We start from the raw sequence: 21,535 nt of genomic DNA, 5'->3' as shown, positions 1-21,535 counted from the left end.
TGACGCCTCATCAGCTCTGCTTGCAGTTCTGCTTGGAACAGGATGTTCAACTCCAACTGTAGAGTAGAACAAGTTTCATTGGTCGCTTGAGACGACCGACTTCGGGGCGCCCCAGGTGTGCCGGGCGCCTGGCGGGCGACCCGTCGGGTGTTCCTGTGCCGTCCGTGGACTCCTCCGACTGGAACTGGTATCAGTTCTGATGCAGCGTCAGATATTGGCGTGCACGCCCAGGATCGCCCAGCTCCCCAGGAGGCAGTCGCCCATGACCGAGCTCGTGGAACACGGACAGCTGTTCATCGGCGGAGAGTTGACCGACCCCCTCGGCGCGAACGTCATCGAGGTGATCTCGCCGCACACCGAAGAGGTCATCGGCCGCGTGCCGCACGCCGCGCCCGCCGACGTCGACCGCGCCGTCGCCGCCGCCCGCACGGCGTTCGACGAGGGGCCCTGGCCTCGTATGACACTCGATGAGCGGATCGAGGTCGTCGGCCGGATCAAGGACGCGATAGCGGTGCGCCACGAGGAGATCGCCCGCGTCATCTCCTCCGAGAACGGCTCCCCGTACTCCTGGAGCGTTCTCGCGCAGGCGCTCGGCGCGATGATGGTGTGGGACGCCGCGATCACGGTCGCGCGCTCCTTCACGTACGAGGAGGAGCGCGACGGCGTTCTCGGGAAGATCCTCGTCCGGCGTGAGCCCGCGGGCGTCGTGGCGGCCGTGGTGCCGTGGAACGTCCCGCAGTTCACGGCCGCCGCGAAGCTGGCACCCGCGCTGCTCGCCGGCTGCACCGTCGTCCTGAAGCCGTCGCCCGAGTCGCCCCTCGACGCGTACATCCTCGCTGAGATCGTCAGGGAAGCCGGGCTGCCGGAGGGCGTCCTGTCGATCCTCCCCGCGGACCGCGAGGTCAGCGAGTACCTGGTCGGGCACCCCGGCATCGACAAGGTGTCCTTCACCGGGTCGGTCGCCGCCGGCCGGCGCGTGATGGAGGTCGCGTCCCGGAACCTCACGCGCGTGACGCTGGAGCTCGGAGGCAAGTCGGCGGCCGTGATCCTGCCGGACGCCGACCTCGACACCACCGTGCAGGGCATCGTCCCGGCCGCCTGGATGAACAACGGCCAGGCCTGCGTCGCCCAGACCCGCATCCTCGTGCCGCGCTCCCGCTACGACGAGTTCGCCGACGCCTTCGCCGCCGCGGCGAGCGGCCTCGTGGTCGGCGACCCGCTCGACCCCGCCACCCAGGTCGGCCCGCTCGTCGCCCGGCGCCAGCAGCAGCGCAACCTCGACTACATCCGCATCGGTCAGGAAGAGGGCGCCAAAGTCCTTACGGGAGGCGGCCGTCCGGCGGGTCTCGAGCGCGGCTGGTACGTCGAGCCCACGCTCTTCGGCGACGTCGACAACTCCATGAGGATCGCCCGCGAGGAGATCTTCGGCCCCGTCATCTCCCTGCTCCCGTACGGCGACGAGACCGAGGCCGTGAAGATCGCCAACGACTCCGACTACGGCCTGAGCGGCAGCGTCTGGACGGCGGACACGGCCCACGGCATCGACATCGCCCGCCAGGTCCGCACGGGCACCTACTCCGTCAACACCTTCAGCCTCGACATGCTCGGCCCTTTCGGTGGCTACAAGAACTCCGGCCTCGGGCGGGAGTTCGGGCCCGAGGGATTCAGCGAGTATCTGGAGCACAAGATGATCCACCTGCCTGCCGGATACGAGGGGACAGGCGCGGGCCACGAGGGAGCGGGTGCCTGATGGGCGACCGCTGGCACGTGGAGGTCGACCGTTCCCTCTGCATCGGCGCCGCGATGTGCACCAACCACGCCCCGGACGACTTCCGCCTCGACACCGCCCGCCAGTCCCACCCCGCCGACCCCGACACGGACGCCAACGAGCGGGTGCTGGCGGCGGCGGAGGGCTGCCCGGTGGAGGCGATCACGATCACACTCGTCGGATCGGGGGAACCGGTCTTCCCACCCGAGGAGTAGGTACGGGCCTTCCCGCGGAGGAGTGGTGCGGGCCTTCCCGCGGAGGAGTAGTGCGGGCCTTCCCGTCAGAGGAGTAGGCAGGGACCCGCCCAGCCGGAGGAGTAGGCAGCGCCTCTCCGGCCGAGGAGCAGGCGCCGTCAGCGCGGTGGCGACGTGACGTCGATCAGCCGGCAGACCGTCTCGATGTCGATCTTGACCTGGGCGATCGAGGCGCGGCCCGAGAGCCAGGTGATGAGCGCCGAGTGCCAGGTGTGGCCGATGACGCGGACCGCGGAGAGCTGTTCGGGGGTCGGGTCGTCGATGCCCATGGCGTCGAGGATGATCGCCGTCGTCTGGCGGGAGACCTGGTCGACCTCGGGGCTGACGCTGCGGTCGGCGAACGTCAGGGCGCGCACCATGGCGTCCGCGAGGTGCGGTTCCCGCTGGAGGGCGCGGAAGGCGCGCATCAGGGTCTCGGCGACCCGATCGGCGGGCGACTCGCCGGCCGGCGGGCGCTTGCGCAGTGTCGTGTGCAGATGCTGCAGCTGGTCCTGCATGGTGGCGACCAGCAGATGGACCTTCGACGGGAAGTACCGGTAGAGCGTGCCGAGCGCCACCTGTGAGGACTCGGCCACCTCGCGCATCTGCACCGCGTCGAAGCCGCCCCGGCTGGCCAGTTGCGCGCTGGCGTGCAGGATCCGGCGGCGGCGTGCCTCCTGGCGTTCGGTGAGCGGAGGGGTCGCCGATTGCGCGATCTTGACTTCCGCAGGCATAGGTCCCGTTCCATGACGTTCAGCAAGAAGAGCGAGGAAGAACACGGAAAAGCGATGACACAGCATGGCAGGGCGCCCGGACGGTGCGTGCCGGCCGTGGTGCGAATCACCTGATCCGCTGCTCACAGCGCGGCTACCTGCCGGTAAATTCAGTGGTCCTTGAGCGATCAAGTCTGAAACTTGTTCTAGATTACCGCCCACGCGTAGTCTCGCGTGAAAGTGTCGTGAGAAGGGGGCCCGGAGTGACCGCTGAGGCCATTGAGACAGGCCCTCGTGCGGGCTCCGCCGCCGACTCCGCCCCGCAGCCGTCCAGAGGGCCCGCAGCGCGCGCCGACCGCCGCGCCGGAAGCACCGGCGCCGGTGACGGGCCGCTGCGCATCGCGCTTCTCACGTACAAGGGGAACCCGTTCTGCGGGGGCCAGGGCGTCTACGTGCGCCACCTCTCGCGCGAGCTCGTCCGGCTCGGCCACCAGGTCGAGGTGATCGGCTCCCAGCCGTATCCCGTGCTCGACGAGGGCGAGGGGCTCGAGGGCCTCACGCTCACCGAGCTGCCCAGCCTCGACCTGTACCGGCAGCCGGACCCCTTCCGCACCCCGAAGCGCGACGAGTACCGCGACTGGATCGACGCCCTCGAGGTCGGCACGATGTGGACCGGGGGCTTCCCCGAACCGCTGACCTTCTCGTTGCGCGCACGGCGCCATCTGCGCGCGCGGCGCGGTGAGTTCGACGTCGTCCACGACAACCAGACCCTCGGGTACGGGCTGTTGGGCGGCGCTCCGGCGCTCGGCGCGCCGCTCGTCACGACCATCCACCACCCCATCACCGTCGACCGGCAGCTGGAGCTCGACGCCGCAGCGAACTGGAGGCGGCGCGCGTCCGTCCGCCGCTGGTACGCCTTCACGCGCATGCAGAAGCGCGTCGCCCGGCGCCTGCCGTCGGTGCTCACCGTCTCGGGTACGTCGCAGCAGGAGATCGTCGACCACCTCGGGGTGCGCGGGGACCGTATCCACGTCGTGCACATCGGGGCCGACACCGAACTGTTCTCGCCCGATCCCTCCGTGGCCGAGGTGCCGGGCCGGATCGTGACGACGTCCAGCGCGGACGTGCCGCTCAAGGGGCTCGTGTACCTGATCGAGGCACTGGCGAAGCTGCGCACCGAGAACCCCGCCGCCCACCTCGTCGTCGTCGGCAAGCGCGCCGAGGACGGGCCGGTGGCCCAGGCCATCGAGCGGTACGGGCTCGAGGGCGCCGTCGAGTTCGTCAAGGGCATCTCCGACGCCGAGCTCGTCGACGTCGTACGGTCCGCCCAGGTCGCCTGTGTCCCCTCCCTGTACGAGGGGTTCTCCCTGCCCGCCGCGGAGGCCATGGCGACGGGGACGCCCCTCGTCGCGACGACGGGCGGAGCCATCCCGGAGGTCGCCGGGGCCGACGGCGAGACATGCCTCGCCGTGCCGCCGGGCGACGCGGGCGCGCTGGCCGCCGCGCTCGCGCGGCTCCTCGGGGACCCCGAGCTGCGGCTACGGCTCGGCTCCGCCGGGCGGGAGCGGGTGCTGCGGCACTTCACGTGGGCGCAGGCGGCACGCGGTACCGCCGAGCGGTACCGCGAGGCGATCGCCGAGTCCGCGTCCGCCGGTCTCAGCCACTCCACGGCCGGCGGCCCCAACGGCTCCCCGGGCCAGGTCCTCCAGGCCGCCCCCGAAACCCCCACGACCCCCACCCCCGACCGCGAAAGCAGGGCCACGTGCTGACCGTCGACTTCTCCCGGTTCCCGCTCGCCCCGGGTGACCGTGTGCTGGACCTCGGGTGCGGGGCCGGGCGGCACGCCTTCGAGTGCTACCGGCGCGGCGCGCAGGTCGTGGCCCTCGACCAGAACGGCGAGGAGATCCGCGAGGTCGCCAAGTGGTTCGCGGCGATGAAGGAGGCAGGGGAGGCCCCGGCCGGGGCCACGGCCACCGCCATGGAAGGGGACGCCCTCGCGCTGCCCTTCCCCGACGAGTCCTTCGACGTCGTGATCATCTCCGAGGTCATGGAGCACATCCCCGACGACAAGGGAGTGCTCGCCGAGATGGTCCGGGTGCTGAAGCCGGGCGGCCGTATCGCTGTCACCGTCCCCCGGTACGGGCCTGAGAAGGTGTGCTGGGCCCTCAGCGACGCCTACCACGAGGTCGAGGGCGGCCACATCCGCATCTACAAGGCGGACGAGCTGCTCGCCAAGATGCGCGAGGCCGGACTCAAGCCGTACGGCACGCACCACGCCCACGCCCTCCACTCGCCGTACTGGTGGCTGAAGTGCGCGTTCGGTGTCGACAACGACAAGGCGCTGCCCGTGCGCGCGTATCACAAGCTGCTGGTCTGGGACATCATGAAGAAGCCCCTCGCCACCCGGCTCGCGGAGCAGCTGCTCAACCCGGTCGTCGGCAAGAGCTTCGTCGCGTACGCCACCAAGCCGCACCTGCCCAAGGCCGCGGCGGCCCAGGACGCCAGCGCGGTCGCCGGGGCGGCCCAGGCGTGACGAGCCCCGAGAGGACCGAACACCTCGTCCTGCCCGGCGTCCTCACCGCCGAGCAGGCCGCCGCCACCGTCCGGGCCGTCCTCGGCGTCCAGCGCGAGGACGGGGCGATCCCGTGGTTCCGCGGGCACCACCTCGACCCGTGGGACCACACCGAGGCCGCGATGGCACTGGACGCGGCCGGTGAACACGAGGCGGCCGCCCGCGCGTACGAGTGGCTGGCGCGCCACCAGAACCCGGACGGCTCCTGGTACGCGGCCTACGCCGACGGCGACCCGCATGACGTCACGGACCGCGGCAGCGAGTCCAACTTCTGTGCGTACATCGCCGTTGGCGTCTGGCACCACTACCTCGCCACCGGCGACGACACCTTCCTCGACGGCATGTGGCCCACGGTCCGCGCCGCGGTCGAGTTCGTACTGAAGCTGCAGCAGCCCGGCGGCCAGATCGGGTGGAAGCGGGAGGCCGACGGCACACCCGTCACGGACGCGCTGCTCACCGGCTGCTCCTCCGTCCATCACGCGCTGCGCTGCGCGCTCGCCATCGCCGAGCAGCGCGAAGAGCCGCAGCCCGACTGGGAGCTGGCCGTAGGGGCGCTCCGCCATGCGATACGCCGCCACCCGGAGCGGTTCCTCGACAAGGACCGCTACTCGATGGACTGGTACTACCCGGTCCTCGGCGGCGCGCTGACGGGGGTCGAGGCCAAGTCCCGTATCGAGGAGGGCTGGGAGCGCTTCGTCGTCCCCGGGCTCGGCGTACGCTGCGTCGTCCCCAACCCCTGGGTGACGGGCGGTGAGTCGGCCGAACTCGCCCTGGCGCTCTGGGCGGTGGGCGAGTCCGACCGGGCCCTGGAGATCCTGCAGTCCATCCAGCACCTGCGCGATCCGGAGTCGGGCCTGTACTGGACGGGCTATGTCTTCGACGACGGGGTGATCTGGCCCGAGGAGCTGACGACCTGGACGGCCGGTTCCGTGCTGCTCGCCGTCGCGGCCCTGGGCGGGGACGAGGCGACCTGCGCGGTGTTCAGCGGGGAGCGCCTGCCGTGGGGCCTGGACCCGGACTGCTGCGCATAGCGGGCCGCTGCACACGGCGGGTGCCGTGGGTGCAGCGGCCTGCTGTCGTCAGTCTCGGTGCAGCCGGTTGGCGATCGCGTGCCCGGCGACGAGGTACACGACCGCCGCGAGGCCGTAGCCCGCGACGACGCGCGCCCACTCCGCGTCGAACGTGAACAGGTCGTGGGACCAGCCCGCCAGCCAGCGGGCGGCGTCATGGATGAACTGCACGAGGTCGTTCGCGCGGTTCGCGTCCAGCAGGTACATCAGGATCCACAGGCCGAGGATGACGGCCATGATGTCCGCGACGGTCGCGATGACCGTACCCGCCTGTTTGGTGCCGTTCGGATATCGAGGCGACATACCTCTCGGATTGCCGCTTGTGCGGTCGCGAAACCCCGTGCGGCGGACCTGCTGCTCGTAGGGCTATGAGTTCAGCTCCGCCAGGACGCGCAGCGTGTGCGGGTCCGGTGCGAGGACGAGGAGGTCCGTGACCGGTCCCTTGCGCCACAACTCCAGCCGTTCCGCGATGCGTTCGCACGGCCCGACCAGCGAGATCTCGTCCGCGAACGCGTCGGGCACGGCGAGCACTGCCTCCTCGCGCCGCCCCGCGAGGAAGAGCTCCTGGATGCGCCGCGCCTCCTCCTCATACCCCATACGGGCCATCAGGTCGGCGTGGAAGTTGCGCGAGGCGTGCCCCATGCCGCCGATGTAGAAGCCGAGCATCGCCTTGACGGGCAGCAGACCCTCGGCGACGTCGTCGCAGACCTTCGCGCGGGCCATCGGCGCGATGAGGAAGTCCTCGGGCAGGTGGGCCAGCGACGCTTCGTACACCTCGGTGCGGGTCGGCGACCAGTACAGCGGCAGCCAGCCGTCCGCGATCCGGGTCGTCTGTGCGATGTTCTTCGGACCCTCGGCGCCGAGCAGGACCGGCAGATCGGCGCGGAGGGGGTGGGTGATCGGCTTGAGCGGTTTGCCGGTCCCGGTGCCGTCCTCGCCGCGGTACGGGTGGGCGTGGAAGCGCCCGTCGAGCTCGACCGGGGCCTCGCGCCTGAGGACCTGCCGGATCACGTCCACGTACTCCCGGGTCGCGGTCAGCGGCGACTTCGGGAACGGCCGTCCGTACCAGCCCTCGACGACCTGCGGCCCGGACAGGCCGAGGCCCAGCATCATCCGGCCGCCCGAGAGGTGGTCGAGCGTGAGCGCGTGCATCGCCGTGGTGGTGGGGGAGCGGGCGGACATCTGCGCCACGGCGGTGCCGAGCCTGATACGTGACGTGTGGGCCGCGATCCAGGTCAGCGGCGTGAAGGCGTCGGAGCCCCAGGACTCGGCGGTCCACACGGAGTCGTAGCCGAGCCGTTCCGCCTCGCGGGCGAGTTCGAGGTGGCGGAGGTCCGGGCCGCGGCCCCAGTAGCCGAGTGCGAGTCCGAGGCGCATGCCGGGCCCCCTCCGGTCGCGGTGTACGTAGCTGACGATGCGTCAGTTTCGGTGTCCGGTGATTGTACGGCAACGGCCCCCCGCCCGGAAGGGCGAGGGGCCGACGAGTGGGGCTCAGTGCTACGGCGTCAGCCGCGCTGGATGCCCGTGGTGTCCTGCAGCACGCCGCGGCGGCCGTCCTGCGTCTGGGCCACCAGGGCCGGGCCGCGCTGGTCGACCGCCAGGTACCAGGTGCCGGGAGCGAGTTCGGCGATCGGCGTCTGCGAGCCGTCCTCCGCGAACAGCGGACGCGGCACCGGCACGGCGAACCAGAACGGCGAGAACTCCGCCGCCGGCTGGGCCTGCGGGTGCGGCTGCGGCTGCGGGGCCTGGGCCTGCTGCGGCTGACCCGGCTGCGCACCGTATGGCTGGTGGGGCTGGCCCGGCTGGCCGCCGTAGGGCTGCTGCTGGACGCCCGGGTAGCCGTAGCCACCCTGAGGCTGGGCGCCGTAGGGGCTCGGGGCCTGCGGGCGCGGGGCGGGGAGGAGGGCGCCCTTCAGGGCGGGAACGAGCGGGGTGGCGATGGCGGCGCCGGCCAGGACCAGGGTGGCGATCAGGCCGAGGACGAGGCCGGCACCGGCGTTCTCTGCGTCGATGATCCACCAGAACGAGCCCCACGCGGCGGCGAGCGTCAGCGCCACTCCGAGCTGCCCGAGGTCCAGACCCACCACCTTGCGCGGCTGCGGCAGCCCGCGGGCGACCACGACCAGTGCGGCACCGATCACACCGGTCATGTACGTACCGAGCGCGAGCGAGAGGAGTTCCCAGGAGTTCGGGGAGTCTACTGCCGCGTCGCAGAAGTCGCCGCTGCAGCCGGCTACGTCGAGGAACGAGGCGACGAACAGCAGCACCGCTGCTCCGATCACCACGCCGTCGCCTCTAGTGAGGGAGCGGATATTCACTTCAGATCCTTCGTCGTCGTCTCATCGGTCGTCGGTGGGCGTCGCTGTCGCCATGCCGGCGCGCTGTCGGCCGCCGTTGGCCGCGAGGCTCGCGGTGCGCAGCGCGGGGATGGCCCCCCAGATCGTACGGTCGACATTATCGTCCGGCCGCTCGGGGTGTCGTCCGGGACGGCAGCTACCGGGATCTACCCGCGCAGGAAACTCACGATTCCCTCAGAGATCCCCTGCGCCGCCTTCTGCCGCCATGCGCCGCTCGTCACGAGGGCCGCGTCCTTGCTGTCGCGCATGTTGCCGCACTCGATGAACACCTTGGGAACAGTGGAGAGATTGAGCCCGCCCAGGTCCCGGCGGACGACGAGGCCCGTGCCGTTGCCGACGTAGTTGGAGGGGGCACTGCCGGTCACCCGGACGAAGTTGCCCGCGATACGTTCGCCCAGCTCGCGCGAGGGGCCGACGATCGCGCGGGTGTCGGCGGCACCCGCCTTCACGGACCCGGGAAGGATCACGTGGAAGCCGCGGTTGCCCGCCGCGGAGCCGTCGGCGTGCACGGACACGACGGCGTCGGCGCCCGCCTTGTTGCCGATACGGGCGCGCTCGTCGACGCACGGTCCCCAGGCGCGGTCGCCGTCCTGTGTGAATCTGACGGTCGCCCCCTGCTTTTCGAGCAGCGCGCGCAGCCGACGGGAGACGTCAAGCGTGAACTGCGCCTCGGCGTAACCGGCGTTGGTGGACGTGCCGGTCGTGTCGCACTCCTTGCGGTGGGTGCCGATGTCCACGAGGCGGCTGATCTCGGCCGTGTGCCGGAAGTTCCCCGGGTTGTGGCCCGGGTCGATCACGACGACCTTGCCCTTGAGCGGGCCGGTCGCGGCGGGGGCGGAGGACGAGGCCTCGTCGCCCTGGTTCCCGTCGTTCTTGTCCCCGTCCGTGCCGTCGTCGGCGTCGTCGGGCTTGTCCCGGTCGGACGCGGTCGGGGACGCGGGCGCTGCGCCCGCCGCCGCGGACGACTGCTGCTGCGACGGCGGCGCGGCCTTCGGAGTCCCGCCGTCGCCGGAGTCGGCCACCGCCTGCCAGACGAGCCACCCCGCGAGAGCCGCCGCCACAGGGGCGACGACCGCCACGGTCAGCGGCCCGCGACGGGACCGGCGCGGCGGACGGGGATCGCTGTCCGGGAATGCGTACGACACGGGGCGACTCTAACCGCGAGGTCAGCTGCCGTGGCCGGTTCGACACAGGACGCGCAGCGAGTCGGTCACCGAGACCTCCGTGAACGCGCCGGACTCGAGGGCCCTGAGGTAGACGCGGTACGGGGCCTGGCCGGTGAACTCGTCGGCCGGGTCGGGGAACACGTCGTGGATCACCAGCAGACCGCCCTCGGCCACGTGCGGTGCCCACCCCTCGTAGTCGGCGGTCGCGTGCTCGTCCGTGTGGCCGCCGTCGATGAACACCAGGCCCAGCGGGCTGCTCCAGAGGCGTGCGGCCTGCGGCGAGCGGCCCACGAGCGCGATGACGTGGTCCTCGAGGCCCGCCTTGTGGAGGGTCCGGCGGAACAGGGGAAGCGTGTCCATCCGGCCGATCTCGGGATCGACGGTCTCCGGGTCGTGGTACTCCCAGCCCGGCTGCTGCTCCTCGCTGCCGCGGTGGTGGTCGACCGTGACCGCGGTGACGCCGGCCGCGCGGGCGGCGTCGGCGAGCAGGATGGTGGAGCGGCCGCAGTATGTGCCGACCTCGAGGAGCGGAAGCCCGAGCCGCCCCGCCTCGACCGCCGCCGTGTACAGGGCGAGCCCCTCGGACACCGGCATGAAGCCCTTGGCCGCCTCGAACGCGGCGAGCACGTCCGGCTTCGGTGCCGATGCCGATGCCGATGCCGGTGCCTGGGCGTGTGCCTGGGCCGGGGCCTGTGGGGTGGGCTCGGCTGCCATGCGGGGTTCCTCCGGGTTGGGGCGCCAGGTACGTCTCGTACGTGCGTGTGGGTGCCCCCATGCTGCCGTACACCTCCGCTGCCTGGGGCGACGGGGTGCGGACACTGCTGCTGACCTTCCGTCAGATTGAAACGTGTTCTACCCTGTCGGCGGCTCGGACGACCCAGTCGCGGCGACCGGTGAGCGAGGATTCACATGGGGATCGGCATCACGGCGGAGCAGCGGGAACTGGCCCAGGCCGTGCGCGGCTGGATCGCGCGCACCGTGCCGCCGGAGGAGGCGCGGGGGCTCCTCGACGCACCGCCGGGCGCCGGTGGCCGTCCGGCGTACTGGGACGAGCTGGCCGGGCAGGGGCTGCTCGGCGTCCACCTTCCCGCGGAGTACGGCGGCGGGGGCGGTGATCTCGTCGACCTCGCCGTCGTACTGGAGGAGGCCGCGCGGGGCGCGCTACCGGGGCCGTATCTGTCCAGTGTGCTGGCGTCGGCCGTGCTGTGCCGGGCCGGGGTGGGAGAGCTGGTGCGTGCGCTGGGTTGCGGCGAGCGCATTGGGGCCGTGGCGCTCGGCACCGGCACGATGACGGCTGTCCCGTGCGAGGGCCCTCTGGACCCTGCCGGTGCCGAACGCGGTTATGTGCTCGAGGGCACCGCGCCGCCCGTACTGTCCGGAGCCGACGCCGATCTCCTGCTGCTGGAGGCCGAGGCGGCGGGCGGCACGCTCTGGTTCGCCGTCGACGCGGCCGACCTCGTGGTGCGCCCGCACGACAGCGCCGACCCGACGCGGCCCACCGCCGAGGTCACGGCGGACGGTGTACGGGTGCTGGCGGACCGGGTGCTCGCCGTGGACTCGGCGCTCGTACGGGACCTCGCGGACCTCGTCCTCGCCGCAGATGCCTGTGGCACCGCGGCGTGGGCGCTGGACACGGCCGTGCAGTACGCCAAGGTGCGTGAGCAGTTCGGGCGGCCCATCGGGCGGTTCCAGGGCGTCAAGCATCTGTGCGCGGACATGCTGGTGCGGGTCGAGCAGGCGCGGGCGCTGGTGTGGGACGCGGCACGGGCGGCGGACGAGGCGGCGGACGAGGAGCCGTCCGGTGAGCGAGACGGGTCCGATCGGCCAGGCGTCCGTGGTGCCAGCGGCGTGGTCCGCGGTGTCAGGGGCCTCGTCACCGCGCTCGCCGCCGGTGCCGCGCTGGACGCCGCGTGCTCCTGCGCCAAGGACTGCGTCCAGATCCTCGGCGGCATCGGGTTCACCTGGGAACATGACGCGCATCTGTATCTGCGCCGGGCGCTGGTCGCGCGGCAGCTGGCGGGGAACGGGGACGCACATCGGCTGCGGGCCCTGCGGCCGGCCGAGGGCGGGGCGCGCCGCGAGCTGCGGCTGGAGCTTCCCGAGGAGGCGGAGCCGTATCGGGCGCGGGCGCGGAAGGTGATCGAAGGAGTACGCGGGCTGGACCCGGCAGCGGCCCGCCGTGCGCTCGCGCCCACCGGCTACGCCGCGCCGCATCTGCCCGAGCCGTACGGTCTCGGCGCCGGCCCCGTCCAGCAGCTCGCCGTACAGGCTGAGCTCGCGGCAGCCGGTGTGCGCCTCAGCGACCTCTCCGTCGCCACCTGGGTGGTGCCCTCGCTGATCGCGTACGGGACGGAGGACCAGAAGGAGCGCCATCTGCTGCCGACCCTCCGCGGCGACCTGCTCTGGTGCCAGCTGTTCTCCGAGCCCGGCGCCGGGTCCGACCTCGCATCCCTGCGGACCAGGGCCGAGAGGACGGCGGACGGGCGGTGGCGGATCAACGGGCAGAAGGTGTGGACGTCGGCGGCCCACCGCGCCGACTACGGCATCCTCCTCGCCCGTACGAATCCCGAGGCGCCCAAGCACAAGGGGCTCACCTACTTCGTCGTCGACATGAAGCGCACCGACGGGATCGGTATCCGTCCGTTGAAGGAGATCACCGGCGAATCGATGTTCAACGAGGTGTGGTTCGACGACGTGCTGCTGCCGGCGGACGCCGTGGTCGGCGCGGTCGACGAGGGGTGGAAGGTCGCCCGCAACACGCTCGGCAACGAACGCGTCCACATGGCCGACCAGTTGACGTTCGACACGGGCCTCGAGGCGCTCATCGCGCGCGCCGCCGACCTGGACGGAGCCGGCAGGGCCCGTATCGGGGCGCTCATGGCGGAGGCGCACGCGCTGGCCTGTATCGGGCTGCGCACGACCCTGCAGCAGGTGTCGGGAGTGGAGCCGGGCGCGGGCGCGTCCGTCCGCAAGCTCGTCCAGACCGCGCACCAGCAGAAGGTGGCGGAGCTGGCCCTGGAGCTGCTGGGCCCGGCGGGCGCGGTGCGCGAGGGCGCGGGGGAGCGGGCCGTGCACGGCTTTCTGCTGTCGCGCTGTCTGACCATCGCGGGCGGTACGACGCAGGTGCAGCTCAACGTGGTCGCCGAACGGATCCTCGGCCTGCCGCGAGACTGACGGACGGCGGTGAGGCGAGCCCTGGTTCCTGTCGCCTATGTGGTGAGGCGAGTCCTAGTCCCTCTGGCCGATGTAGCGTGCAGCGAAATCCCGATGCCCTGAAGGCCGGACGATTGAGAGCATGGCACCCATGTCCCGAGCCGCCACCGACACCTCCCCGTCCGTCCGCCGCAGCGCCCCGCCGACCTGGCTGGTGGTCGCCGCGGCCTGTGCCGGACAGTTCCTCGTGGTCCTCGACGTGTCCGTCGTCAATGTGGCGCTGCCCTCGATGCGGGCCGATCTGGGGTTGAGTGCCCCGGGACTGCAGTGGGTGGTCAACGCGTACTCGATCGCCTTCGCCGGGTTCATGCTGATGGGCGGCCGGGCCGGGGACCTGTACGGGCGCAAGCGCATGTTCCTGATAGGCCTCGGCCTGTTCACGCTGGCCTCGCTGGCGGGCGGAATCGCGCAGGAGGGCTGGCAGCTGCTCGCCGCGCGCGCCGCACAAGGGCTCGGCGCGGCCGTGCTCGCTCCGTCGACTCTGACGATCCTCACGTCGGCCGTGCCGGAAGGAGCGGCACGCGCGCGTGCCATCGCGACGTGGACCGCCGTCGGAGCGGGTGGCGGGGCGGCCGGCGGCTTTGTCGGCGGCGTCCTGGTGGACACGCTGTCCTGGCGCTGGGTGCTGCTGATCAATGTGCCTGTCGGCGCCCTCGTGCTGGCCGGGGCCGTGCTCTCGCTCACGGAGAGCCGGGGCGGGGACGGACGGCGGCTCGATCTGCCGGGCGCGCTGCTGGTGACGGCCGGGCTCGCCACGCTCTCGTACGGCATCGTGCAGACGGAGGCCGAGGGCTGGGCAGCGGCCGCCACGCTGGTGCCGCTGTGCGCGGGCCTTGTGCTGCTGGGCCTCTTCCTGCTGACCGAGGCGCGCAGCCCGACACCTCTGATGCCGCTGAAGCTGTTCCGCCTGCGCTCGGTGTCATCGGCGAACGCGGCGATGTTCCTCTGCGGCTCCGCCATGTTCTGCATGTGGTTCTTCATGACCCTGTACGCACAGAACGTGCTGGGCTACACGCCGCTGGGCGCGGGGCTCGCGCTGGTCCCGAGCTCGCTCGCCGTCGTCCTCGGCTCGAAGCTCGCGCCGCGCGTCATGCGGTTCGCGGGCGCCCGGTACGTCGCGGTCGCCGGGACGCTGGTGGCCGCGGCCGGTTTCGGCTGGCAGTCGACGATGGGCGCCCACGGCGCATATGTCACCACCATCATGCTGCCGGGCATCCTGATGATGGCCGGCGCGGGCCTCGCGGCGACCCCGCTCGCCTCCCTCGCCACGTCGGGGGCGCCCTCCGGAGACGCCGGGCTGGTCTCGGGCCTGGTCAACACCTCGCGCGTCATGGGCGGCTCGCTCGGTCTGGCCGTGATGTCGACACTCGCGGCGTCGCGTACCGCAGGCGGCACATCGGCGGAGGCGCTGGCCGCGGGCTATGCACTGGCGTTCCGGACGAGCGCGCTGGTCCTGGTCGGTGGCGCGGTGCTGATGCTGCTGTGGCTGCCGCGGGCCTCGGGCGCCGCGCGCCGCACGGACTCGGCCTCGGCCGGTGGCCGCGCGCCGTCGCCCCAGTGATCGCTCGGTGCCCGCGGCGAGCGGGTGTACTTCCCTAGGCCCTGCTGCCGCGCCTCGCGAACCGTCTCCATGCGGTTGCGCGTCCCGGTCTTGCCGATCGCCGACGACAGTCAGTTCCGCACGTCGTACCTGACAGGACGTCAGGAGCCTTCACAACTACCGGCAGCTGGGCTATACATGGGGTCGCCGGACTGGAACGCGTTCTAGAACGTGCGGGTTTCACGGCCGGTCCGGACGGGCCCGGTCCGGTCCAGTGACGACCTCGGTGCGACCGACGGTGCGGACGGCCGCACCGAGGTCTTTCCCCGCGAGGAGCAGGAGTTCCATGCCCATTGACGCCGCCAAGGCCACCGCCGCCGAGCCCCGGTCCGCGGAGATCGCCTGGGACCACAAGGACGTCCAGCTCTACCACCTCGGCATCGGCGCGGGCGCGAACCCCGACCGGGACAACCCCGCCACCGACCCCGACGAGCTGCGCTACGTCCTCGAGTCCAGGCTGCACGTCCTGCCCAGCTTCGCGACCGTCGCGGGCGCCGGCATGGGCGTCGTGGGCGGCCTCTCCACACCCGGCATCGACGTGAACCTCGCGAACGTCCTGCACGGCGGGCAGACCATCGAGCTGCACCGCCCCATCCCGGTCAAGGGCACAGCGGTGTCCACCTCGCGGGTCGCGGCCGTCTACGACAAGGGCAAGGCCGCCGTCCTCGTACTCCGTACCGAAGCGGCCGACGACGACGGGCCGCTGTGGACGAGCGACGCCCAGATCTTCGTACGGGGAGAGGGCGGATGGGGCGGCGACCGCGGACCGTCCACGCGCCTCGAACCGCCCTCGCGGGAGCCCGACCGGACCGTCGAGCGGGCCGTCCGCCCGGACCAGGCCCTGCTCTACCGGCTGTCCGGCGACTGGAACCCATTGCACGCCGACCCAGAGTTCGCCAAGCTCGCCGGCTTCGACCGGCCGATCCTGCACGGTCTGTGCACCTACGGCATCACTCTCAAGGCGGTCGTCGACACGCTCCTCGGCGGGGACGTGGCACGCGTCCGTTCCTACAGCACGCGTTTCGCCGGTGTCGTCTTCCCGGGCGAGACCTTGCGCATCCGGATGTGGCAGCGGGACAGCAGCGTCCAGGTGTCGGTCACCGCGGTCGAGAGGGACGACGCGCCCGTGCTCGCCGACACCGTGGTCGAGCATTCGTGATCGCTCGTTCGTGATCGCCTTCGTGATCGCCTTCGTCATCGCCTTCTTCACTGCCTGATTGTTCGTAGCCGCCGAAACGCTCATAACAGCGAAACAGTCGTCGACCATTCGTGATCGTCGGACCTCCTGAGGGGAGCCGCACCATGCGCGCAGCCGTACTGCACGAGATCGGCCAGGACAAGCTCGAGGTGCTCGACGACGTCGAGGCGGTGGGCTTCGGCCCGGGCAGGGTCAGGGTCCGCGTACGGGCCGGCGGGCTGTGCCACTCGGACCTCTCCGCGATGGGCGGCGTGCTGCCGCAGCCCGCGCCGTTCATCCCCGGGCACGAGGGCGCGGGCGAGATCCTGGAGGTCGGCGAGGGCGTCACGAACCTCGAGCCGGGCGACCGTGTGGTGGTGTGCTGGCTCCCGGCGTGCGGCCAGTGCCCCTCCTGCAAGCGCGGGCAGACCGAACTGTGCCTCGCCGGGTTCATGAACGCGGGCACCCCCAACTTCAAGCGCCCCGGCGGCGACGTCTTCGGCTTCGCGGGCACCGGCACCTTCGCCGAGGAGGTCGTCGTCGACGCCGCCTGTGCCGTGCCCATCCCGGACGACGTGCCCTTCGACATCGCGGCGCTCATCGGCTGCGGTGTGACGACCGGGCTCGGCGCCGCGCTCAACACGGCCGATGTGGAGGCCGGTTCGTCGGTGGCCGTGATCGGCTGCGGCGGCGTCGGCATCTCGGCGATCCAGGGGGCGCGGCTCAAGGGCGCCGCCGAGATCGTGGCCGTCGACCCCGTCGCTTCGCGACGTGAGGCCGCGCTGAGGTTCGGCGCCACGCGGGCCGCCGCACCGGAGGAACTCGCCGACGCCAAGCAGGAGATCACCGGCGGCGAGGGCTTCGACTACGTCTTCGAGGTCGTCGGAAAGTCCGCGACCGCCCGGACCGCGTACGAGACGACCCGGCGCGGCGGCACGCTGGTCGTCGTCGGCGCGGGCGCCATGGACGACTTCCTGCAGCTCAACATGTTCGAGCTGTTCTTCGACGAGAAGCGGATCCTGCCCTCCATGTACGGCGGCGGGGACGTCATGCGCTCGTACGAACGCACCATCGCGCTCTGGCGCGCGGGGCGCATCGACCTGTCCGGTCTCATCACGCATCGCGTGCCGCTCGCCGAGATCAACGAGGCGCTGGACCAGATGCGCACGGGTGCGGCACTGCGTACGTGCATTGAGATCTGACCGTTCCTGAACGCAACGTCCGTGATCGAAACGTCCGCGATTGAAGGGACCGTGATGTCACTGCCACTCGAGGGCCTGTCCGCGATCGTCACGGGAGCGGGCCGCGGCCTGGGGCGGGCCGAGGCGCTGGAACTCGCCCGGCTCGGCGCGAGCGTCGTCGTCAACGACTACGGACAGCCGGGCAGGGACGGCTCCGGCGAGGGCTCGGCCGGACCCGCCGAGGACGTCGCGGCCGAGATCCGCGCGGCGGGCGGCTCGGCGGTCGCTCACACCGGCGATGTCGGCGACTTCGAGGAGGCCGGTGCGCTGGTCGATCTGGCGATCGGCACGTTCGGCAAGCTCGACATCCTGGTCAACAACGCGGGCATTCTGCGCGACCGGATGATCTTCTCGATGACCGAGAGCGAGTGGGACTCGGTGATCAGGGTGCATCTGAAGGGCCACTTCAACACGACGCACTTCGCGTCCGTCCACTGGCGCGAGCGCTCCAAGGCGACGGGAGGCCCGGTCCACGGGCGGATCATCAACACCTCGTCCGAGGCTTTCGTCGCCGGATCGGCGGGACAGCCCAACTACGCGGCGGCCAAGGGCGGCATCGTCGGGCTGACGACATCGACGGCACTGGCACTCGGCAAGTACGGCGTGACGGCCAACGTCATCTGCCCGCGGGCCCGGACCCGCATGACCCAGGACGTCTTCGCGGCCATTCCACCTGATCCGGGCAACGGGCAGCCCGGTGACGGCCGGTTCGACCCGCTGGCGCCCGAGCACGTCGCCCCGCTCGTGGGCTATCTGGCCTCGCCCGCGGCGGCCCGGGTGAACGGCCAGTTGCTCGTCGTGCACGGCGGCATGGTCGCCATCGTCGAACGCCCCAAGGTGGCCGCCAAGTTCGACACCGCGAAGGAGCTCTTCTCCTACGAGGAGCTCGACGAGCTGCTCTCGCCGTACTACGAGGGGCGTCCGGCGAACGAGACCTTCGCGGCGGCGGAGGTGCTGGGTCTCAAGCGCGGGTAGTTCCGGGGCCGGCTGCTGTCGCGAGCACGGGACGTGCGAGGAGCCCGGCACCTGCGCACATTCCGCGCAGGTGCCGGGCTCCGGGCATCTTCCGTCTCCGCGGGCCTCAGCCCTCGTCGGACGGCTTGCGATGCCGGCCGCGCGGGTCCGGCGTCTCCACCGTGCCGCCCTCCAGGGCGGACTCCGGGCCCCGGTGCCTGCCGTGGCCGTCGGGCTGGTGCGCGGCAGCCCGCGGGTCGTTGGTCGTCGTGTCCGTACTGCTTCTGGTTTCCGTCATCCGGTAGGTCACCCCGTAACAAGATCTTTCGGTGCAGCGGGCGAGTCTAACCGGCGGCCTCACGGCCGTTGAGAGGTGCCTGCTGCAACGGGACCGGGCGTGGTCCCGCGGCCGCGGCGGGGTTCGTCTCCACCCTCTCCCACCGCGGCTTTCGCACCGTTGCTCCGGACCCGGGGAGTGAGCTCGCGTCCGAACCCGAGCCCGCGCCCGAGGCCGAGTCCGATCCCGAGGACGGTCCTCCGCCGGGGGCCGGGGCGGCGGGCCGGGGCGTCTCCGTCGGCGCGGGCACCCGCGCCACCCCGCACGGCACGGCAGTCGTCGCATACGGCAGCCGGAGCACCCCGTCCCGCGTCCACAGGCCGGCCCCGGCCAACCAACCCTCGGGGGCGGGGAGTTGATGCACGTGCTTCTGCGCGGGCCGCCACACTCCCAGCCAGCTGCCCGCCGCGCCGTCGATCCGCAGCGCCACCGCGCTGCTCTCCGGCATCAGCGCCTGCCCCGGCTGGATCGCGAACGGCGTCACCGCGCAGTCGGTCAGCCGCAGGCACTCGGGGAAGCGCACCGGCAGCGTGCTCCCCAGCACCCCCCAGCCCAGCCGGTCATGGCCCGGCGAAGGGGCATCGGAGCGGATCAGCAGCAGCCCGCTGTCGGCGTCCGCGAGCAGCAACCGGTCGTTGCTCTCCTCGGTGATCTGCAGGAGCGGCGACACCTCGCCGCCGCGCTCCAGGTCGACCGCGACCGTCTTGGTGCGCCCGTCCAGCCGCCGGTCCAGGGCGAGCATCCGGCCCGTACGGTCGAGCCAGACGCCGCCCGAGCAGCGGCCGGGAATCTCAGCGACATGCTCGGGCCCGAACGCGCCGCCCGCCACCAGCCATACCGCCGTCGACTGTTCGCCCGCCGCGAGCGCGTACGCGCGCGAGCCGCCGGGCGCGGGCGGCAGCAGGCTCAGCTCTCCGCACTGCACGGTCCCGAGACGCAGCTCGCCGGTCTCCGGACCGGTCGGATAGAGGAGCGAGAAGGCATGCCGTCCGGCCGTGACGCGGTGGATCAGCACGCGCCCGTCGGTGAGGGGGAGCACCTCGGTGCCGGGCTCCTCCGGCTGGTTCGCGGGCAGCGGCACCGCATAGGGCTCGGGCCCGTCCAGCGTCCACCGCTCGGGGAACCAGGACCGACCGTCGTACGCCAGCCGCGCGGCGTAGGAGCCGTCCGCGGCGATCATGCATGCCGTCCGCCGCATGCCGAACGCTTTCTGCTCGTTCTCCGCAACCGACTCGATGGCAAGGGCCGTCATCGTGGGTCACCTCCGGCGCCGAAGCTAGTTTTCGTACGCGTTCGCGTGGCACCAGCGGACACCCGCTTCACACCAAAGGGTGGCGATGCCCCGATTCGCCTGAGGAAGTGGTGGGGCTTGTGCTGAGCCGGGGCGGGTGCCGAAGGTATGTCAAAGGTTAGGGAGCCTCATCAACTGCCGTCTGATCTCTGTTCGAACCAGGGAGCGCCCGCGGCGATCAGCCGGGTCCGCGGGAGCGGCGGCGGCTCGGCAGCAAAGACGAGTTAGCCTGTCCCTCGTGCCCCGTCTGTCTGAAGTCACCGCCGCGCTCGACGCACTCTGGCCCCCCGAGCGGGCCGAGGGATGGGACGCGGTCGGCACCGTCTGCGGCGAACCGGACGCCGAGGTCTCGCGAGTGCTGTTCGCGGTCGACCCCGTCCAGGAGATCGCCCACGAGGCCGTGAAGCTCGGCGCCGACCTGCTGGTCACCCACCACCCGCTGTATCTGCGCGGTACGACGACGGTCGCGGCCTCCCACTTCAAGGGCCGCGTCGTGCACACCCTGATCAAGAACGACGTCGCGCTGCACGTGGCGCACACCAACGCCGACCGCGCCGACCCGGGCGTATCGGACGCCCTCGCGGGCGCGCTGGACCTCCGGGTCGTGGGACCCCTCGTCCCGGACCCGACGGATCCCGAGGGCCGCCGCGGCCTCGGCCGGGTCTGCGAGCTGGACCACCCGCTGACCGTGCGCGAGCTCGCCGAGCTCGCCGCGAAGCGGCTGCCCGCCACGGCGCAGGGCATCCGCGTCGCGGGCGACCCGGACATGCTGGTGCGTACTGTCGCGGTCAGCGGCGGCTCCGGCGACAGCCTCTTCGACGACGTGCGTGCCGCCGGCGTCGACGCCTTCCTCACCGCGGACCTGCGCCACCACCCGGTGTCCGAGGCCCGCGAACACAGTCCTCTCGCGCTGCTCGACGCGGCGCACTGGGCCACCGAGTGGCCCTGGTGCGAGCTGGCCGCAGCCCAGCTCGACGAGATCTCCGACCGGCACGGATGGGGACTTCGCGTCCACGTCTCGAAGACGGTCACCGACCCCTGGACCACCCACGCGGCGTCAGCCGCACCCACCCCTTCTGGAGCCCCCAACTGAACGCCGCGCCCGCCGACCAGATCCGACTCCTCGACGTCCAGGCCCTCGACGTACGCCTGCAGCAGCTCGCGCACAAGCGGAAGTCGCTGGCCGAGCACGCCGAGATCGAGTCGCTGAACAAGGACCTGACGCAGCTGCGCGACCTGCTCGTCGCCGCGCAGACGGAGGAGAGCGACTGCGCCCGCGAGCAGGACAAGGCCGAGAAGGACGTCGACCAGGTCCGGCAGCGCGCCGCCCGCGACCAGCAGCGCCTGGACTCGGGCGCCATCACCTCGCCGAAGGACCTGGAGAACCTCCAGCACGAGATCGCGTCCCTCGCCCGGCGCCAGGGCGATCTCGAGGACATCGTGCTCGAGGTCATGGAGCGCCGCGAGTCCGCGCAGGAGCGGGTCGCCGAGCTGACGGAGCGGGTCTCGTCCGTCCAGTCGAAGATCGACGACGCGACGGGGCGCCGCGACGCCGCGTACGAGGAGATCGACGGCGAGACGGCGTCGGTCACCAAGGAGCGCGAGGTCGTGTCCGCCTCCGTGCCCGCGGACCTGCTGAAGCTCTACGACAAGCTGCGCGGGCAGCAGGGCGGCATCGGCGCGGCCCGGCTCTACCAGCGGCGCTGCGAGGGCTGCCGCCTGGAGCTCAACATCACCGAGCTCAACGAGGTGCGGGCCGCGGCCCCGGACGCCGTGGTGCGCTGCGAGAACTGCCGCCGCATCCTGGTCCGTACGTCCGAGTCCGGCCTGTAACGCGCTGCCA

At 71.9% G+C, this 21,535-nt stretch carries 20 protein-coding genes and 1 pseudogene; 12 read left to right on the top strand and 9 right to left on the bottom strand.

What is annotated here, in order from left to right; translation table 11 throughout:
• Positions 1 to 262: 262 nt before the first annotated feature.
• Positions 263 to 1,750 carry an aldehyde dehydrogenase gene (locus H1D24_RS23815; RefSeq protein WP_181659705.1) on the top strand — a complete coding sequence of 496 codons (1,488 nt, stop codon included), beginning with the start codon at positions 263 to 265 and terminating at the stop codon, positions 1,748 to 1,750.
• Positions 1,750 to 1,983 carry a ferredoxin gene (locus tag H1D24_RS23810; protein WP_181659704.1) on the top strand — a complete coding sequence of 78 codons (234 nt, stop codon included), beginning with the start codon at positions 1,750 to 1,752 and terminating at the stop codon, positions 1,981 to 1,983. The genes H1D24_RS23815 and H1D24_RS23810 overlap by 1 nt, the downstream gene beginning before the upstream one ends.
• A gap of 137 nt (positions 1,984 to 2,120) precedes the next feature.
• Here H1D24_RS23810 and H1D24_RS23805 read toward each other — a convergent pair whose 3' ends face one another.
• The gene (locus H1D24_RS23805; RefSeq protein ID WP_181659703.1) at positions 2,121 to 2,735 is read right to left on the bottom strand and encodes a TetR family transcriptional regulator; all 615 of its coding nucleotides are present in this window, start codon (positions 2,733 to 2,735) and stop codon (positions 2,121 to 2,123) included.
• A 242-nt stretch (positions 2,736 to 2,977) separates the two neighbouring features.
• Between H1D24_RS23805 and H1D24_RS23800 the strand changes: the two genes are divergently transcribed.
• From H1D24_RS23800 to H1D24_RS23790, 3 genes are read left to right on the top strand one after another with little or no spacing between them, the layout of a single operon-like run.
• The gene (locus tag H1D24_RS23800) at positions 2,978 to 4,483 is read left to right on the top strand and encodes a glycosyltransferase family 4 protein (protein ID WP_181659702.1); all 1,506 of its coding nucleotides are present in this window, start codon (positions 2,978 to 2,980) and stop codon (positions 4,481 to 4,483) included.
• Positions 4,477 to 5,247, top strand: coding sequence for a class I SAM-dependent methyltransferase (locus tag H1D24_RS23795; RefSeq protein WP_181659701.1), 771 nt, complete (start codon positions 4,477 to 4,479; stop codon positions 5,245 to 5,247). The genes H1D24_RS23800 and H1D24_RS23795 overlap by 7 nt, the downstream gene beginning before the upstream one ends.
• Positions 5,244 to 6,317: a prenyltransferase/squalene oxidase repeat-containing protein gene (locus H1D24_RS23790; protein WP_181659700.1), complete on the top strand. Its 1,074-nt coding sequence runs from the start codon at positions 5,244 to 5,246 to the stop codon at positions 6,315 to 6,317. The genes H1D24_RS23795 and H1D24_RS23790 overlap by 4 nt, the downstream gene beginning before the upstream one ends.
• Before the next feature lie 48 nt (positions 6,318 to 6,365).
• Here H1D24_RS23790 and H1D24_RS23785 read toward each other — a convergent pair whose 3' ends face one another.
• From H1D24_RS23785 to H1D24_RS23765, 5 genes are all read right to left on the bottom strand, one after another.
• The gene (locus H1D24_RS23785) at positions 6,366 to 6,659 is read right to left on the bottom strand and encodes a hypothetical protein (RefSeq protein ID WP_181659699.1); all 294 of its coding nucleotides are present in this window, start codon (positions 6,657 to 6,659) and stop codon (positions 6,366 to 6,368) included.
• A 63-nt stretch (positions 6,660 to 6,722) separates the two neighbouring features.
• Positions 6,723 to 7,733: an LLM class F420-dependent oxidoreductase gene (locus tag H1D24_RS23780; RefSeq protein WP_181659698.1), complete on the bottom strand. Its 1,011-nt coding sequence runs from the start codon at positions 7,731 to 7,733 to the stop codon at positions 6,723 to 6,725.
• A gap of 128 nt (positions 7,734 to 7,861) precedes the next feature.
• Positions 7,862 to 8,674 (bottom strand): DUF5336 domain-containing protein, encoded by an 813-nt coding sequence (locus tag H1D24_RS23775; RefSeq protein WP_181659697.1) that lies wholly within the window; start codon positions 8,672 to 8,674, stop codon positions 7,862 to 7,864.
• A 185-nt stretch (positions 8,675 to 8,859) separates the two neighbouring features.
• Positions 8,860 to 9,858: an N-acetylmuramoyl-L-alanine amidase gene (locus H1D24_RS23770; RefSeq protein WP_181659696.1), complete on the bottom strand. Its 999-nt coding sequence runs from the start codon at positions 9,856 to 9,858 to the stop codon at positions 8,860 to 8,862.
• Positions 9,859 to 9,879: 21 nt separating this feature from the next.
• Positions 9,880 to 10,473, bottom strand: coding sequence for a class I SAM-dependent methyltransferase (locus tag H1D24_RS23765; protein ID WP_181659842.1), 594 nt, complete (start codon positions 10,471 to 10,473; stop codon positions 9,880 to 9,882).
• 315 nt (positions 10,474 to 10,788) lie between these two features.
• Here H1D24_RS23765 and H1D24_RS23760 point away from each other — a divergent pair, with 315 nt between their 5' ends.
• Positions 10,789 to 13,053: an acyl-CoA dehydrogenase family protein gene (locus H1D24_RS23760; protein WP_181659695.1), complete on the top strand. Its 2,265-nt coding sequence runs from the start codon at positions 10,789 to 10,791 to the stop codon at positions 13,051 to 13,053.
• 121 nt (positions 13,054 to 13,174) lie between these two features.
• On the top strand, positions 13,175 to 14,653 hold the full coding sequence (locus H1D24_RS23755) for an MFS transporter (protein WP_181659694.1): 1,479 nt from the start codon (positions 13,175 to 13,177) through the stop codon (positions 14,651 to 14,653).
• Positions 14,654 to 14,691: 38 nt separating this feature from the next.
• Here the strand turns inward: H1D24_RS23755 and H1D24_RS23750 are convergent.
• Positions 14,692 to 14,763 (bottom strand): annotated as a pseudogene (locus tag H1D24_RS23750) (DNA-binding response regulator); the annotation flags it as partial.
• A gap of 215 nt (positions 14,764 to 14,978) precedes the next feature.
• On the opposite strand from H1D24_RS23750, the gene chsH3 reads away from it, so the two are divergent.
• The 3 genes from chsH3 to H1D24_RS23735 all read left to right on the top strand — a co-directional run bounded on the left by chsH3 (position 14,979) and on the right by H1D24_RS23735 (position 18,085).
• A complete protein-coding gene (chsH3, locus tag H1D24_RS23745; RefSeq protein WP_181659693.1) occupies positions 14,979 to 15,851 on the top strand; it encodes an enoyl-CoA hydratase ChsH3 in 873 nt (290 codons plus the stop codon).
• 143 nt (positions 15,852 to 15,994) lie between these two features.
• Positions 15,995 to 17,071, top strand: coding sequence for a Zn-dependent alcohol dehydrogenase (locus tag H1D24_RS23740; protein WP_181659692.1), 1,077 nt, complete (start codon positions 15,995 to 15,997; stop codon positions 17,069 to 17,071).
• Positions 17,072 to 17,125: 54 nt separating this feature from the next.
• Entirely contained in the window at positions 17,126 to 18,085 is a 960-nt protein-coding gene (locus H1D24_RS23735; protein WP_181659691.1) for a 3-oxoacyl-ACP reductase, read from the top strand.
• Between the two features lie 106 nt (positions 18,086 to 18,191).
• Here the strand turns inward: H1D24_RS23735 and H1D24_RS23730 are convergent, their stop codons facing one another.
• Together H1D24_RS23730 and H1D24_RS23725 are read right to left on the bottom strand one after the other, a co-directional pair.
• A complete protein-coding gene (locus H1D24_RS23730; RefSeq protein WP_181659690.1) occupies positions 18,192 to 18,362 on the bottom strand; it encodes a hypothetical protein in 171 nt (56 codons plus the stop codon).
• 46 nt (positions 18,363 to 18,408) lie between these two features.
• Positions 18,409 to 19,653 (bottom strand): hypothetical protein, encoded by a 1,245-nt coding sequence (locus tag H1D24_RS23725; protein ID WP_181659689.1) that lies wholly within the window; start codon positions 19,651 to 19,653, stop codon positions 18,409 to 18,411.
• A 277-nt stretch (positions 19,654 to 19,930) separates the two neighbouring features.
• On the opposite strand from H1D24_RS23725, the gene H1D24_RS23720 reads away from it, so the two are divergent.
• Complete coding sequence (locus H1D24_RS23720; protein ID WP_181659688.1) at positions 19,931 to 20,785, top strand: Nif3-like dinuclear metal center hexameric protein; 855 nt, start codon at positions 19,931 to 19,933, stop codon at positions 20,783 to 20,785.
• On the top strand, positions 20,782 to 21,525 hold the full coding sequence (locus H1D24_RS23715) for a zinc ribbon domain-containing protein (RefSeq protein ID WP_181659841.1): 744 nt from the start codon (positions 20,782 to 20,784) through the stop codon (positions 21,523 to 21,525). The genes H1D24_RS23720 and H1D24_RS23715 overlap by 4 nt, the downstream gene beginning before the upstream one ends.
• Positions 21,526 to 21,535: the final 10 nt, after the last annotated feature.

Origin of the sequence: Streptomyces himalayensis subsp. himalayensis (genome assembly GCF_013778455.1) — a bacterium.
In the GTDB taxonomy this organism is placed as follows: Bacteria; Actinomycetota; Actinomycetes; order Streptomycetales; family Streptomycetaceae; genus Streptomyces; species Streptomyces himalayensis.
The sequence above is the reverse complement of the archived record's forward strand: the minus strand, read 5'-3'. Positions and strand labels throughout refer to the sequence as shown.

Coding starts and splice junctions, on each gene's coding strand:
- H1D24_RS23810 (WP_181659704.1), top strand. CDS start 1,750: ATGGGCGACCGCTGGCACGTGGAGGTCGACCGTTCCCTCTGCATCGGC.
- H1D24_RS23725 (WP_181659689.1), bottom strand. CDS start 19,653: ATGACGGCCCTTGCCATCGAGTCGGTTGCGGAGAACGAGCAGAAAGCG.
- H1D24_RS23765 (WP_181659842.1), bottom strand. CDS start 10,473: ATGCCGGTGTCCGAGGGGCTCGCCCTGTACACGGCGGCGGTCGAGGCG.
- H1D24_RS23740 (WP_181659692.1), top strand. CDS start 15,995: ATGCGCGCAGCCGTACTGCACGAGATCGGCCAGGACAAGCTCGAGGTG.
- H1D24_RS23780 (WP_181659698.1), bottom strand. CDS start 7,733: ATGCGCCTCGGACTCGCACTCGGCTACTGGGGCCGCGGCCCGGACCTC.
- H1D24_RS23785 (WP_181659699.1), bottom strand. CDS start 6,659: ATGTCGCCTCGATATCCGAACGGCACCAAACAGGCGGGTACGGTCATC.
- H1D24_RS23805 (WP_181659703.1), bottom strand. CDS start 2,735: ATGCCTGCGGAAGTCAAGATCGCGCAATCGGCGACCCCTCCGCTCACC.
- H1D24_RS23730 (WP_181659690.1), bottom strand. CDS start 18,362: ATGACGGAAACCAGAAGCAGTACGGACACGACGACCAACGACCCGCGG.
- H1D24_RS23755 (WP_181659694.1), top strand. CDS start 13,175: ATGGCACCCATGTCCCGAGCCGCCACCGACACCTCCCCGTCCGTCCGC.
- chsH3 (WP_181659693.1), top strand. CDS start 14,979: ATGCCCATTGACGCCGCCAAGGCCACCGCCGCCGAGCCCCGGTCCGCG.
- H1D24_RS23760 (WP_181659695.1), top strand. CDS start 10,789: ATGGGGATCGGCATCACGGCGGAGCAGCGGGAACTGGCCCAGGCCGTG.
- H1D24_RS23815 (WP_181659705.1), top strand. CDS start 263: ATGACCGAGCTCGTGGAACACGGACAGCTGTTCATCGGCGGAGAGTTG.
- H1D24_RS23735 (WP_181659691.1), top strand. CDS start 17,126: ATGTCACTGCCACTCGAGGGCCTGTCCGCGATCGTCACGGGAGCGGGC.